Annotated in this window: 14 protein-coding genes; 7 read left to right on the plus strand and 7 right to left on the minus strand. The window is 74.3% G+C overall.

From position 1 onward, the window contains the following. Positions 1-77: 77 nt before the first annotated feature. Together ABZY91_RS13050 and ABZY91_RS13055 are read left to right on the plus strand one after the other, a co-directional pair. Positions 78-848 carry an XRE family transcriptional regulator gene (locus tag ABZY91_RS13050; protein WP_355402063.1) on the plus strand — a complete coding sequence of 257 codons (771 nt, stop codon included), beginning with the start codon at positions 78-80 and terminating at the stop codon, positions 846-848. Further along, positions 835-1,302, plus strand: a complete 468-nt coding sequence (locus tag ABZY91_RS13055; protein WP_329878192.1) for an NUDIX domain-containing protein — start codon at positions 835-837, stop codon at positions 1,300-1,302. Before ABZY91_RS13050 ends, ABZY91_RS13055 begins: the two co-directional genes overlap by 14 nt. On the opposite strand, the gene ABZY91_RS13060 is transcribed toward ABZY91_RS13055, so the two are convergent. From ABZY91_RS13060 to ABZY91_RS13090, 7 genes are all read right to left on the minus strand, one after another. Then, entirely contained in the window at positions 1,290-1,853 is a 564-nt protein-coding gene (locus ABZY91_RS13060) for an HD domain-containing protein (RefSeq protein WP_355402065.1), read from the minus strand. The two genes, ABZY91_RS13055 and ABZY91_RS13060, sit on opposite strands and share 13 nt — an antisense overlap. Before the next feature lie 190 nt (positions 1,854-2,043). Further along, positions 2,044-2,619: a hypothetical protein gene (locus ABZY91_RS13065; RefSeq protein WP_355402067.1), complete on the minus strand. Its 576-nt coding sequence runs from the start codon at positions 2,617-2,619 to the stop codon at positions 2,044-2,046. Then, positions 2,616-4,001, minus strand: coding sequence for a hypothetical protein (locus tag ABZY91_RS13070; RefSeq protein ID WP_355402068.1), 1,386 nt, complete (start codon positions 3,999-4,001; stop codon positions 2,616-2,618). Before ABZY91_RS13070 ends, ABZY91_RS13065 begins: the two co-directional genes overlap by 4 nt. Then, complete coding sequence (locus ABZY91_RS13075) at positions 3,998-4,804, minus strand: ABC transporter ATP-binding protein (protein WP_355402070.1); 807 nt, start codon at positions 4,802-4,804, stop codon at positions 3,998-4,000. Before ABZY91_RS13075 ends, ABZY91_RS13070 begins: the two co-directional genes overlap by 4 nt. A gap of 152 nt (positions 4,805-4,956) precedes the next feature. After that, positions 4,957-5,772 carry a zf-HC2 domain-containing protein gene (locus ABZY91_RS13080; RefSeq protein WP_329951956.1) on the minus strand — a complete coding sequence of 272 codons (816 nt, stop codon included), beginning with the start codon at positions 5,770-5,772 and terminating at the stop codon, positions 4,957-4,959. Continuing rightward, positions 5,769-6,332, minus strand: a complete 564-nt coding sequence (locus ABZY91_RS13085) for an RNA polymerase sigma factor (RefSeq protein WP_355402072.1) — start codon at positions 6,330-6,332, stop codon at positions 5,769-5,771. Before ABZY91_RS13085 ends, ABZY91_RS13080 begins: the two co-directional genes overlap by 4 nt. A 150-nt stretch (positions 6,333-6,482) precedes the next feature. Beyond that, entirely contained in the window at positions 6,483-7,379 is an 897-nt protein-coding gene (locus ABZY91_RS13090; RefSeq protein ID WP_355402074.1) for a LysR substrate-binding domain-containing protein, read from the minus strand. A gap of 121 nt (positions 7,380-7,500) precedes the next feature. On the opposite strand from ABZY91_RS13090, the gene ABZY91_RS13095 reads away from it, so the two are divergent. From ABZY91_RS13095 to ABZY91_RS13115, 5 genes are all read left to right on the plus strand, one after another. Continuing rightward, entirely contained in the window at positions 7,501-8,028 is a 528-nt protein-coding gene (locus ABZY91_RS13095) for a cupin domain-containing protein (RefSeq protein ID WP_355402076.1), read from the plus strand. A 417-nt stretch (positions 8,029-8,445) separates the two neighbouring features. Further along, on the plus strand, positions 8,446-10,233 hold the full coding sequence (locus ABZY91_RS13100; protein WP_355402078.1) for an AMP-binding protein: 1,788 nt from the start codon (positions 8,446-8,448) through the stop codon (positions 10,231-10,233). Positions 10,234-10,463: 230 nt separating this feature from the next. After that, positions 10,464-10,703 (plus strand): phosphopantetheine-binding protein, encoded by a 240-nt coding sequence (locus ABZY91_RS13105; protein WP_329878174.1) that lies wholly within the window; start codon positions 10,464-10,466, stop codon positions 10,701-10,703. Beyond that, on the plus strand, positions 10,700-12,133 hold the full coding sequence (locus ABZY91_RS13110; protein WP_355402080.1) for an FAD-dependent oxidoreductase: 1,434 nt from the start codon (positions 10,700-10,702) through the stop codon (positions 12,131-12,133). Before ABZY91_RS13105 ends, ABZY91_RS13110 begins: the two co-directional genes overlap by 4 nt. A 299-nt stretch (positions 12,134-12,432) precedes the next feature. Further along, complete coding sequence (locus tag ABZY91_RS13115) at positions 12,433-14,166, plus strand: class I adenylate-forming enzyme family protein (RefSeq protein ID WP_355402082.1); 1,734 nt, start codon at positions 12,433-12,435, stop codon at positions 14,164-14,166. Positions 14,167-14,171: the final 5 nt, after the last annotated feature.

Genomic DNA, 14,171 nt, shown 5'->3' on the forward strand with positions numbered 1-14,171 from the left:
CCTGCCGATCCGTGAGCCCATGAGGTGTCCCCCTACCTCCTTGCAAGCCGACGCCTGCCTCGGCTTGTATGGTTTCCGTGAACGAGCGACTTCGCTCCGTACTCGCTCAGCGCGGTGTCTCTCCCGAGTTGCTCGCCGCCGCGTGCGAGGTGGACCCCAAGACCGTGGGCCGCTGGATCGGCGGACGAGTGCCGCACGCGCGACACCGCTTCGCGGCCGCCCAGCACCTACGAGTGGAGGAGACCTTCCTCTGGCCCGCACCGGAGCCACTGACGGGCAGGCCGCTCGCGGCCGGCACCGAGCTGGTCGGCACCTACGTCAACCGAGCGAGCGTGCCACGGGAGATGTGGTTGTCGTTGCTGCGGGAGGCCGAGACCCAGATCGACGTGCTCGTGTTCTCCGGGACGTTCTTCGCACAGACCAACCCGCACGTCGCCAGGATGCTTGCGGAACGGGCCTCGGCCGGTGTTCGCGTCCGTCTGTGCTTCGGAGATCCGGCTGGCAGGGCGGCCGTTGTCCGGGGGCGTGAGGAGGGTATCGGTGACGCGCTCGCCGCGAAGATCCGTGCCTCGCTCACCTACTACCGGATCCTGCCGGACACGGCCGGCTGCGAGGTGCGCCTCCACGACACCACGCTCTACAACTCGCTGTTCCGCTACGACGGTGACCTCCTGGTCAATCCGCACGTGTGGGGCCAGCCCGCGAGTGCCAACCCTCTGCTCCACCTCAGGAGGGTCGACTCCACAGGATGGTTCGACAACTACGCTCAGAGCTTCGAAGCCGTCTGGGCCGGCGCGAAACCCTGGACACCCGTATCGGAGGGGAACACCGCACATGGGCAGGACTGAGTATCTCGACGACCCCGACGCCCCCAAGGCCAACACCCTCGTTCCTGCGAGCAACCTGCTCGTGGCCGACCACAACGGCGCCATCCTGATGCAGCGCCGACGTGACACCGGCCAGTGGGCCCTGCCCGGCGGGGCGCAGGACATCGGCGAGACCGCTGCCCAGTGCGCCGTGCGCGAATGCCTGGAGGAGACCGGCGTGATCGCCGAGGTGACCGGATTCCTGGGCGTCTACAGCAACCCGCACCACATCGTCGCGTACACCGACGGCGAGATCCGCCAGCAGTACGAGAACGCGTACATCGGCCGGCCCGTCGGCGGCGAGCCCACGATCAACGACGAGGCCGACGACGTCCGATGGATTCGGCCCGCCGACCTCGACCGGTACGACATCCACCCCAGCATGCGCCGACAGATCGGCGACTACCTCGCCGGCACCTATCCCTACCTCGGCTGAGCGGCCAGCGCGGCCTCCACCCGCGCCACCGCCGCGAAGATCGGCGGTGCTGCCCGACGGATGAACCGCCCCACCACGCTGTCCGCCCCGTAGCGCCCCACGATCTCCGCCACCCGTTCTCCGGCGGTCGTCAGGGCCCCGTCGGGCGTCGTCGTCATGTCGCAGTAGACCAGCGCATCCACCGGCCGCCGGTCGTCCAGCAGCGGGAACTCCGTCTCCAGAACGTCGCGGAGTCCCCGCTCCTCGGCTTCGAGCAGCGCGAACGAGTGGTTCGCCACCAATCGGGTCAGCCGATCATCCACCCCGTGGACGTCTCGGAGGAACCGGGCACCGTCGAGCGGGTGGAAATGGGTCATCGCCAGTCTCGGTGCATAGCCGATGTCATGCAGTAGCGCCGATGCGTGGACCACATCGGCGCTGTCGCCCAGCACACTGGCGAGACCGGCGGCCCGTGCAGCGACGCCTTTCGAATGCGCCCAGCGACGGGGCAGCACCACGGACAGTTCCGCTTCGGTGAGCCGCCACGCCCACTCGGTCAGGACCTCACTCATGCCCAGGTGCCTTCCCTCGCGGTCGAGAGGACAGTCCTCCGGCAGCAGCGCGGTCGCGTGTCGAGGGCCACCTGCTGCGGAGAGCTGCACACCCGGCTGTCCCCGGTCGTTCGACGGGTGTCCGAGGGATCGACGAGACGGCGACTCGTCGATCCCTCGCTGCGGTGGCCGGGTGGGGTCCGGGGGGTGGTCAGCGGCGGGGGCCGGTGGTGGCGTAGGCGGTGGTGCCGACGGCGGCCAGGGTGAGGGCCGTCCAGGTACCGGCGGCCGTGCCGGGCGGGAGCAGCATCCAGGTCATGACCTGCGTCGCCGGGTCCGTCGCGGGCGGGAGGACGAACGCGAACGACAGCCACACGAACGGCAGGACCCACGCGAACTGCGCCCCCCAGCAGGCCGCCCCGACCGCCACGAGCCCCATCAGCCCCGCGATGTCGCGCACGACGAGGGCCGGGGCGGCCGGCTGCCCGCTCACCACCTGCACCGCCAGCACCACCGCGCCGACGACGACCCCGCAGAGCAGGACGTGCGCCGCCCGGCGCGGCCACCAGCGGATCGCGGCCGTCCAGTCCAACGCGTGGTCCTGTCCGGCGAGGCCGGCCGAGAACGCCGTCGCCCCGGCGGCGAGGACGAGCGTGGACGGCAGGGGGTCCCCGGGCAGCCCGCCGCCCAGCCGGGCGAGCGTCCACACCGCCACCGCGCCGACCGCCACCGCGGCGAGGGCGGCCGGTACCCGCCGCGAACGCGCGTACAGCGTCAGCCACCTCACTGGACCCTGCCGGCGGTCAGTGCGGCGAACGGGAAGTCCGTGCAGGAGACCGCGGCGGCGTGCAGGGCGCCGATCCGCTGCCGCTGCTCCGGCCCGGGCAGCGCGGTGAGCTCCTCCCACACCGGGCGGGCCATGGCGTTCCAGTCCTTCAGGGTGTACATGGTCCCGTCGAGGGGCCGGAGCTCCCCTCCGAGGACCCAGGCCGCCGCGACGCTCTGGGCGACGGCCTCCTCCAGCGTGCCGCTCTCGGCGGAGCTCCGCGCGTGGCACAGCGGCACCAGGCCCTGGCCCGTCAGGGCCCGGGTGAGCCGCTCGCCCGACGCACCCCCGAACACCTCGTCGCCGAAGTCGACGAGCAGGGCGTCGCGCGACCGTTCCGCCTCACCGAGGAGCTCCCTCGGGACGGTGGTCTCACGGACGGTCACGGGCGCCGCGTCGCCCAGGGCCCCGTGCAGCAGGCGCAGCGCCTCCCGGCCGGGACCGGCCATACCGGCGAGCCGTGCCTGCCGGGCCGCCGTCACGCACACCGGGCCGTCGCAGACCTGCGTCACCGCGGCCCGGTCGACGACGTACGTGGCGCGGGGGTCGGCCGGCAGCAGGAGCAGCGCGACGGCGCCGCCCGCCAGCAGCGGGGTGAGGGCGAGCAGCCGGGCGCGCGGGCCGGCGGCGGCCAGCAGCGCGAAGCCCGTCGCGGCCAGGCCGAGCAGCCAGAGCGTCTGTCCGAGGTGCACGGACGCGGACAGCGTGAAGACCGTCTGGCGTACCTCGGACACCGCAGGCGACAGCAGCGCGAGGCGGTTCGGCGCGGCGGACGACGGCACCGCGGCGTCCGTGGTCTGCCGCAGGAGGCTGACGGCCACGAAGGCGCCCACGGCCAGTGCGGGCGGCGTGAGGACGGAGGGCAGGGCCCGTCCGACGCCCATGCCCAGGACGGCCCCCGCGACCAGCGCGAGCGCCCCCACCAGCGAGACCGGCAGCCAGCCGAGGTGGGTGTACGCGGCGTCTCCGGCGAGCACCCGCACCGCACCCACGAGGAGGACGAGCCCGAAGGCCGAGACCAGCGCGAACGCCGTCGTGCCCGCCAGGGCGGCCGCGCGGTGCCGTGCGGGTCTCGGGGTGCTGGCCAGCAGTTCGGCCGTCTTCGAGCGGTGGTCGCGCAGCCCCTGGAGCGCCCCGAGACCCACCGCGAGCGGCCACAGGAACAGCAGCAGGAACCGGGTCCACAGGGCCATCGAGGTCCACTGGGCCGTCCACAGCGTGGTGCCCCTCGACCACGCTCCGGGCACGAGGTGCAGGAACGCGAGGGCGAACGCCACCACGACGGCGCCGGCCCACGGGGCGACGGAACGCCGCAGCTCGATGCGGAGGATACGGAGGTTCACCAGGCGCCCCTCGTGCGTGCGGGGTCGACGAGCAGGGCCGAGTAGCCGCGCTCCAGCGGGCTGTCGCCCACGTGTTCCGGGCCGCCGGCCGCGGCCAGCTCGTCCGGGGTGCCCTGGAAGACCAGCCGCCCCTCGGCGAAGAGCACCACCTCGGTGCAGGCCGCGGCCACGTCCTCCACCAGGTGGGTCGAGACGACCACGCAGGTGTCCGTCCCCAGCTCCTGGAGCAGCCCGCGGAAGCGGAGCCGCTGCGCCGGGTCCAGACCGACCGTCGGCTCGTCGAGCAGCAGGATCGAGGGGTCGTTGACGATCGCCTGGGCGATGCCGGCCCGCCGCACCATCCCGCCCGACAGGGCCTTCATCCGCTCGTCCGCGCGGTCGGCCAGGCCGACCCGTTCCACGGCCCGCTGCACCGCCGCGGGGATGTCCGCCGTCGGCACCTCCTTCAACCAGGCCATGTACTCGACGAACTCTCGCACGGTGAAGCGCTTGTAGTAGCCGAACTCCTGCGGAAGGTAGCCGATCCGGCGGCGCAGCGCGCGGTGCTCGCCCGGTCCGCCCGCGGGCTCCCCGAGCAGCTCCAGTGCACCCCCGGTGGGGCGCAGCACGGTGGCCAGGGCCCGGATGAGCGTGGTCTTGCCGGCCCCGTTGGGACCGAGGAGTCCGTGGACGCCGGTGCCCAGCGACAGGTCGAGCCCGTCGACGGCCATCCGCTTCCTGCCGACCCTGACCTTCAGTCCGGTCGCCCGGATCTCCCAGGCGTAGGCCGTGGGGGCGATGTCGGCCCTGCTCACTGCGGGCATCGTGCGTTTCCTCGTCTCTCGGGGGTGCGGGGTCTCTCGGGGGTGCGGGGTGGCTCGGGGGTGCGGGGTCTCTCGGGGGTGCGGGGTGGCTCGGGGATGGGGGGTGGCTCGGGGATGGGGGGTGGCTCGGGGATGGGGCGTCTCGCGAACGTTCACCGGTGGGCGCCCAGCACGGTGTAGGCGCCCCTGCGGGCGAGGACGACGCCGACGCCCAGCAGGAGGATCAGCCCCCACACGGGCAGGCCGTCCGTCCGCAGGGCGAAGGCCGTCCGGCTGGTGGCCAGGGTCGGTGCCACCACGACCGCGGCCCAGGCGGCCACCAGGACGACGGCGGCGCGGGTCACCCCGATCATCCCGCCGAGCGCCAGGGTCATCGAGGTGAAGGCCAGGCAGGGCAGCAGCCACTGGGCGGCCGTCACCCCCGTCACCCATCCGCCCGCCAGCAGCGCGGGGATCACCACGACGAGCACGGAGGCGGTGCGCCGCAGCACCAGTTGCAGCCCCGCCCTCGGGGTGGAGGCCGTCAGCTCGTACGCCGGGTCGAGGCCGCGCGACCACGAGGCCGCGACGCCGCACACGGGCAGGACGGGGGCGAGCAGCAGCATCAGGGACACCTGTCCTGAGCCGGGGCCCGCCAGGTCCAGCAGCAGGGCGAGCAGCGTCACGGCCACGACCATGGCCAGCCACGGCGTCATGGCGGGCGTCGTCCAGGCCGACAGCCGCGCCCGGCGCCGGCGCGGGGCCGACGGGGCGGTCGTCGCCAGCTGGTGTTCGAGATCGGACCAGACGGTGTCGGTCAGCGCCGCCAGGGCGGGCGCGGCGGCCGGGACGGCGGCCGACAGCCGGTCGCGGCAGGGGCGGCACCCCTCCAGGTGGGCCTCCAGGGCCCACACCTCGTCCGCGACGAGATCCGTGTCGCCGCGCGCGTATCCGTCGATCAGTCGTGCCGACGCGTGTTCCACGTTCATCCCAGTGCCTCCCGCATCGCGATCCGGGCCCGGCGGGCGCGGGTCTTGACCGTTCCCTCGGGCAGTCCGAGGACGACGGCGGTCTCCCGGACGGACATCCCGTCGAGCACCATGGCCTGCAGTACCTCCCGGAGTTCCGGTGCGAGGCGCCGCAGCGCGTCCCCGACGTCACCGCCGACGGTGGCCACCAGGGCCTCCTCCTCGGCCGCGGGCGCCACGGGGTGCGGGGCCGCGGCGGGCGGGGGCTCCGCGTGGTGGGCCCTGCGCCGGAACGCGTCGACGAGGCGGCGGGCCGCGATCGTCCACAGCCAGCCGACGGCCGTCCCTCCGGTCCGGCTCCCGGCGAAGGAGCCCGCCGCGCGCCACACCGCCAGGTACGTCTCCTGCATGACCTCGGCGACGATCTGCTGGTCCGTGCAGCGGCGGTTCAACCGCACGGCCAGCCACGGCGACGTGCGCCGGTACAGCTCCTCGAAGGCGGCCCGGTCGCCCCGGGCCACCCGTCGTAGGAGGTGTTCCTCGTCCAGTTCCTGCGGCGCTGCCGCCCCAACCCGTTTCACACCTACTAGACGCCCCGTCGGGCCTGCGGGTTTTCTCCCGGACGTGATCCGGGTCACGTCCGGGCCGACGGTGCGGACGGGCGTCCGCCGACGGCGCGCGGGACCGCCGGCCGCCGCGGCCCGGGAACGCCCCGGCGGTGCCCGCCGGGATCACGGGTGGGGCGCGTGGGCTGCGCGGGGCGCGCCGAGGGCGTGGAGGAGATGGCGGAGGGCCGGCGTGGGGGGACCGGCCGGGCGGGCGAGGGAGGTGGTGACGGTCGGCCCGGCCAGCCGGCGGACGGCCACCCGGGGGAGGTCGGGGAGGCCGTTGACCTCGTAGAAGACGGTCCAGGAGGGGGTGGTGGCGGAGCCGATCTCGGCGAGGGTCTCGCGGAGGGTGGTGAAGGGTTCGCCGGGCGGCGGGTCGATGCCGGCTCCGCGGCAGGCGTCGGTGACGAGGGCGTGGAAGGCGGGGTTGCGGTCGCGGGCGGCGAGCCGCAGGGGCAGGTGGGCGAGCCGGTCGAGGCGGAGCTCGTCCTCGGCCGCCAGGGGGTGGTCCGCCGGGAGCGCGACGTGGAGGGGGTCGCGCCAGACGGGGACCAGGTCGAGGTCCGGGTGCGCGGTGACCGCGCAGAACAGGGCGGCGTCCAGCCCGCCCGTCCGCAGGGCCTCCAGCCGCTCGGCGGGCGGGCCCTGCCGCAGTCGCACCCGGAGGCCGGGTGCGCGGTCGGCGAGCCGCGCCAGGGCGTCGTCCAGGCGGGTCCCCGGGGTCTGGACGGCGCCGAGGCGGAGGACGCCGTCGGCTCCCGCGCGGATGCCGGCCGCCGTGCGCCGGACCTGCTCGGCGGCGGCGAGTGCGGCGCGGGCCTGCGGGAGGAGGCGCTCACCGGCGGCGGACAGGCGGGTCCCCCGGGTGGACCGGTCGAGGAGCACCACGCCGAGTTCGCGCTCCAGGCGGCGGACCTGCTGGCTCACGGCGGACTGCACGATGGTCAGCCGTTCGGCGGCCCGGCCGAACCCGCCCTCCTCGGCCACGGCGACGAAGTACTGCAGTTGCCTGAGCTCCATGCGCGGACCCCCACTCATCTCGATCGGTGATCACCGCCCGCTCCGACTGCTTCTGGCCCGGTGGTCGCTCCCCGGGTCGAATGGTGCCGTACACGTGATCCCGAGGGGAAAGGGGAGAGCCATGACCGCGGATCAACCACGCGCCCTGGTCGTCCGGTCGCAGGAGGCGGAGCGCCTCGCGCTGCCGGCGGGCGGCGCGTTCGGCCTGCTGGTCGACGCGGACGCGACCGGCGGTTCGTACGGCGCCAACCGGCTGACGCTCGGCGTCGGGGCCGACGGCGCCCGGCCGCACCACCACGCGGTGTCCTGGGAGCTGTTCTACGTCCTCGACGGCGTGGCGGAGTTCCTGCTCGGCGACTCCCTGGTGACCGTGGCCGCGGGCGGGGTGGTGTCGGTACCGCCGCTGCTGCCGCACGCCTTCGGGGCGGCGGCCGGCAGCCCGACCGACCTCCTGGTCGTCGCGTCGCCGGGGGTCGAGCGCTTCGGGTACTTCCGGGAACTCGCGGAAGCGGCCTGGGGGCGGCAGCCGTTCGACCGGCTGACGCCCTTGCAGGACCGGTACGACGTCCACTTCGGGTCGAGCGAGGTCTGGGACACCGCTCGCCGCCGACAGCCGCCCGCCCGACGGTCCGTCGGCGTTCTTCCGTGAAATCCAGCACCCGTGCCGGATTTTCCCCGGACCTTCGGCCGCGGCGGGGCCGGAGGTCCGTCCCCCCGGCCACGACCGGCCGGAACGCCCGACATGTTCCTGTACGGACCATGTTTTTGACGATCCATCAGGAATCCGGGCCGGGCAACCCTCGTAAAACAGAGGGCGGTTCGGATCGCGTACGTACTGGAGGGTTCCACCGCCGGAGCGCCGAACACTCCCCGCATCCGGGCGACTACCACTCGAAGCCACTCGGGCCCCAGCAACCCGCCCAGGTGGACCGCGTCACGTTCACATGTCAACCACACATCCTTGAAGCGACATCCTCAACAAGCATTGTGGCCACGCATGTTCGAAGGTAGAGTCCCGCTCCGCCGAGCACCGACAAGTGCTCGCACGGCATTCTTTGGGGCGGGCATGACAAATAACCGCAACATCAACGGGGCCACTTCCGACCTGATTGACGCGTTCACGGAAACCGTCGGGCGATTTCCCGAACGGCCGGCGATCGTCCACCACGGACGCGTCCTTAGTTATCGCCAACTCGACGAGTTGGCAAGCAGTTTGGCCGTCCGGCTGGGGGCCGGGCCCGGTGTGGTCGCCGTCCCGGCGGTCCATGCGCCGGAGACGGTCGTCGGACTGCTCGGTGTGCTCGCGGCCGGCGGCGTGTACTGCCCGGTCGATCCGGCCTTTCCGCCGCAGCGCCAACAGGCGATGCTGTCGGCGGTGGGGTGTCGCACCGGGCTCGCAGCGCCGGTCACCGACCCCGACGCCCGATCCGGGCCGTCCGGGCCGTCGGGGTCGTCGGGGTCGTCGGGGCTGTCGGGGCTGTCGGGGTCGCCGGGGCCGTCCGGGCCGTCCGGGCCGTCCGGGCCGGAGATCGTCGACCTGCCGCGATTAGCCGCACCCGACGCAGCCGCGCCGGGTCAGGCCGATCAGGCGGTTCAGGCCGATCAGGCGGTTCCGCGCGGTCCGTCGGGGCCCGCAGCGCCGGCGGGTCCCCCGCGTCCGCCGGCTCCGCCGCAGCCCGAACGGCCGCGACCGGCCGACCCCGAGCAGCCGGCCTACCTCCTCTTCACGTCGGGTTCGACCGGGCAGCCGAAACCCGTCGTGACGCCCCGCCGGGCGATCTCCGCCACCGTGCACGCGCTGCGCGGACTGTTCGGCCTCACGGCCGACGACCGGGTGCTGCAGTTCGCGTCGCTGAACTGGGACACCTGTTTCGAGGAGATCCTCCCGGCGCTCACCACCGGCGCCGCCCTCGTCCTCGACGACGAGGCGCACTCGGGATCGTTCCCCCGGTTCCTGCGGATGGTCGGGCGCGAGCGGATCACCGTCCTCGACCTGCCGACCGCGTTCTGGCACGAACTGGTCCTCCACCTCACCGAGGAGCAGGCCGGCCTGCCCGACTCGGTCCGGCTGCTGGTCATCGGCGGCGAGGCGGCCAACCCGGCCAGGCTCGCCGACTGGAGCCGCCTCGACACCGGGCGGATCCGCCTGCTCAACACCTACGGCTGCACCGAGACCACGCTGATCACCCACGCCGTCGACCTGCACGGACCAGGAGCACCCTCGTCCGGACCGGACTGGACGGCCGGCGAGCCCGCGCCGATCGGGCGGGCACTGCCGCACGTCGTCGAACAGATCAGCGCGGAGGGTGAGTTGGTCATCGGCGGCCCGGCCGTCGCGGCGGGCTACCACGGGCTGCCGGAGGCCACCGCGGCCCGGTTCACCGTCGTCGACGGCGAGCGCTGGTTCCGCACCGGCGACCGGGTGAGCCGCGCGCCGGACGGCGTGCTCACCCACCGGGGCCGGCTGGACGGCGAGATCAAGGTGCGCGGCATCCGGGTCGACCCGGCCGAGGTCGAGGCACACATCGCCGGCCACCCGGGGGTGAGCGCGGTGGCGGTGGCCGGGGCGACGGTGGCCGGCCGGTCCGCCCTGGTCGCGTACCTGGTGCCGCGCGCCGGAGCGGCGGCGGGGACGCTGGACGCCGACGTCCGGGCCTACCTGAGCAGTCGGGTGCCAGGCCACCTCGTGCCCAGCCGGATCACCGTCGTGCCCGAGCTGGTGCTCACCGCCAGCGGCAAGGTCGACCGGGCGGGCTCCCACCGCCGCCACTCGGCCGCCCCGGCGCATCCACCGCATCCGGTGTACCCGGCGCAGCCGCTCCGGGCGGCACGCGCGACGCCTTCCCCGCACTAGACGCGCCGACGCGCCGACGCGCCGACGCGCCGACGCGCCGACGGGCGGGCCCGCAGAACCGCGGGCACCCAGGCGCACCCCCGCACACGGACACACCCCGCACGCGGGGCGGGCCCCGGGCAGATCCCCGGGCAGGACCCGTCCCGAGGCCCCTCGCCGGGCCCCTCACCGACACCCCACCAGGTGCGCCGACAGGCGGCACCTGCCGGTCCATGAAAAGGAGAGCCTCGATGAGCGTTGACACCACCTCCGCCGACGCCGAGGACGTGGTGGCGATCTTCCGCCGCGTCCTGGAGACCACCGACGTCGCCGCGGACTCGGACTTCTTCCTCCTCGGCGGTGACTCGCTCATCGCCACCCGCGTACTGAGCGCGGTCGCCCGGACGTACGGCGTCGAGCTGTCCTTCGAGGACTTCGTGCTCGCACCCACCCCCGAGGGCCTCGCCGAGCTGATCGCGGCAGCCGGATGAGCGGCCGGGACACGGCCGCCGGGCGGGACGAAGCCCCCCAGGACTCCGGGAGACAGCACGACGCCCCGCAGGGCTCCGGCCCGGCGGGCGTCCGCTCCGCCGTCGTCGTCGGCGCCGGCCTCGCGGGCCTGACCGCCGCGAACGGGCTCGCGTCCCGCGGGGTCGAGGTCACCGTGCTCGAAGCACGCGAGCGGGTCGGCGGCCGGATCCACGGCCACGAGGTGGCCCCGGGTTCCTGGGTCGACGCCGGCGCCGCCTACCTGGGCGACCGGCACACCGAACTCCTCGCCCTGCTCAAGGAGTCGGGCCTCGACACCACGCCGACCACGATGCTCGGCGCCAGCCGCTTCGCGCTCGGCGGACCCGAACACGCCACCCGCGACGGGCGGTTCCCACCCCTCAACGCCGTGGCACTCGGCGACCTCTTCGACCGGCTGGCCGAACTCACCGCAGCGGTGCGGCCCGACGCGCCGTGGCTCACCCCCGACGCGGAGCGCCTGGACACCCTCACCGCGGCCGAGTGGGCCGACCGGCACCTGACCCACCCGGACGCCCGGCTCTTCTTCCCGCTCTTCCTCGGCGAGATGATGGCCGCCGACCCGGCCGAACTCTCCGTCCTGCACATGGCCTTCTACCTCCGGTCGGGCGGCGGTCTGCGCTATCTCAACGCCTTCGAGGGCGGCGCCCAGCAGGACCGCGTCGCGGGCGGCGCCCACCTGCTGTGCGAGCGGCTCGCCGAACGGCTGTCCGAGCGACCGGGCGCGCGGCTGTGGCTCGGCGAACCCGCCGTGGCGGTCCACCAGGACGCCGACGGGGTCACCGTCCGCACCGGGCGGGGCGTCCACCGGGCGGACGCGGCGGTGGTCGCGCTCCCCCCGCTGCTGGCCGACGGCCTCGACCACCGGCCCGCCCCGCCCGGCCCCCGGGCCGGCGCGCGTACCGGGCGCGGCTGCGCGGTGAAGGTCAACCTGGTCTATCCGTCGCCCGGTTGGCGCGACCACGGACTCTCCGGGTGGTCGGTCAACGCGGAGGGCCCGCTGCTCTCGACCGTCGACGACTCGCCGACGGCCGACGGGGTCGGGGTCCTGACCGGCTTCGTGACCGGCGCCGAGGCGCACCGGTTCGCCGCGCGGAGCCCGGAGCAGCAGCGGACCACCGCGGTCGCGCAGGCCGCCCGGCTCTTCCCGATGCTCCCGGAGCCGATCGGGTTCCATGTCACCGACTGGGTCAACGAGCCCTACAGCAGGGGCTGTTACGCCGCGCTGTTCGGTCCCGGCGACTGGCTCGGGCAGGGCCCGGCACTGACCGCACCGCACGGCCGGGTGCACTGGGCCGGCACCGAGACCAGTACGGAGTTCTTCGGGCTGATGGAGGGGGCGATCCGCTCCGGCCACCGCGTGGTCGCGGAGATCCTCGGCGACCACCGCTGAGCCGCGGCCCGCCGCACCCGTACCGCCCCGTACCCACCCCACCACCCCGGACCACCCCGCACCGCCGCGCTTCCCCGTACCACCGCGATCCCCGCTCCGCCCCGCACCACCGCCGCGCCACCCCACCGGCGGAGGCGACCACCTGCCGCGGAGAGCACGACCGGACGAACGCACCACCGCCGCACAGGACCCGCACCACCGCACGAACCCGTCCGCCGAGCACCAGTTCTCCCACCCCCCGTCGGCCCGCCCCGTGTGTTCCACAAGAACCGCGGCGGGCCACCCCCTCAGGAGACGCCATGAGCGACCAGAGTTCCATCCAGCCCGCCGGCCAGAGCCCCGTCGCGCCCCTCGCCGCCCGGGAGCGGCTGATGACCGAGCCGGAGCTCGGGGCCGGCAACTTCCTCGAACACGCCATCGCGGTGAACCCCAACCGCGCGGTCCCGTTCGCGTTCAGCCACCACACCGACCACCGCGGCGCCGTGGTGCTGCGCGGCCACAGTCTGCTGGACCTCGCCGCCCTGCGCGACCGGTACGCCGCCTGGTACCACGCCAACGGCGTGCGCCCGGGCGAGCCGGTCGCCGTGGTGGTCGGCGAGGGTCTGGAGCCGCTGCTGCACTTCCTCGCGCTCACCGCGCTGGGCGCCGTCCCGGCCCTGGTCAACGACGCCATGCGGCACGACGTGATGGTCCGCTACCTCCACCACGTCGGCGTGGTCGGCGTGGTCGCCGACGACACCACCCGGCTGGCCGCCGCCTACCGTGAGGACCCGCAGAGCCGGCCCCGCTTCCTCGCGCTCGCCGCCGAGATCCAGGCCTTCGACGCCGCCGCGTCCGGCGGACTCCCCGAGGCGTACCCGTACCGGCACGCGGCGGACGACGTGGTCGGGCTGATCCACTCCTCCGGCACCACCGGCACGCCCAAGTCGACCATGCTGGCGCACCGCCAGTTCTGGGACGGCAAGCAGCCGCGGATGGTCCGGTTCCCCGCCGAGCCGTACGACCGGCTGATGTCGCTGATGCCGCACACCCACGCCGGCGGGCTGAGCTACTTCCTCACCGCCACCCTGCTCGGTCTGCCGACGGTCGTCATGTCCGACTGGCGGCGCGCGGTGGTGGAGCCGGTGATGGAGGCGTTCCTGCCGACCATGGTGGCCTCCTTCCCGCGCACGTTCGTCGAACTCGCCACCGGGGAGCTGCCGGTGGCGGGCGCAGCCCGGGTCCACTCCTGGTTCAACACCGGCGACAGCGCGCACTACGGGCACATCCGCCGGCTGGTCGGGCTGGGCGAACGGCCCGCCGGGCTGATCCGGCCCTGGCTGCTGCCGAGCGAGAAGGCCGAGCAACCCGCCCTGCCAGGTTCGCAGTTCGTCGACGGCCTGGGATCGTCCGAGATGGGCATGGCGCTGTTCGGCCAGGTGACGACGCCGGAGAGCACGCGCAATGACCGGTGCGTCGGCAAGCCGCTCGAAGTGGTGCTCAAGGCGGCCGTGCTGGACCAGGACGGCGCCGAGGTCCCGGACGGCACGGTCGGGCTGCTCGGCGTGGTCACGCCGTCCCGGACGCCCGGCTACTGGAACAACGCCAGGCTGACCGGCAGCTTCGAGCTGAACGGCTACTGGCTCACCGGGGACGTCGCCCGGCGGGACGCGGACGGCTCCTTCTACCACCTCGACCGCACGGTGGACGTCGTCGACACCGTGGCGGGGCCGGTCTACAGCCTGCCGATCGAGGAGGTACTGCTGGCCGACTGCGCCGAGCTGGTGCGGGACTGTTCGGTGATCGGCGTGCCCGGCGGCGCCGGGAAGGGTCAACTCCCCGTCGCAGTGGTTCAGTTGCAGCACGAAGCCGACCAGGTGGGCGCCGAGGAGGTCCAGGAGGCCGCCAACAAGGCGCTGGCCGGGGCCGGGCTGTCCGCCCTCGCCGCCGTCCGGATCGCGCGCACCGCCGAGGAGTTCCCGCTCGGGCCGACCGGCAAGGTGCTCAAGCGCGAGCTGCGGACCCGCCTCGCCACGCTCTTCACCGGCCGGTAGTGCCG

The sequence above is a fragment of the Kitasatospora sp. NPDC002965 genome (assembly GCF_040611255.1).
Lineage (GTDB): Bacteria > Actinomycetota > Actinomycetes > Streptomycetales > Streptomycetaceae > Kitasatospora.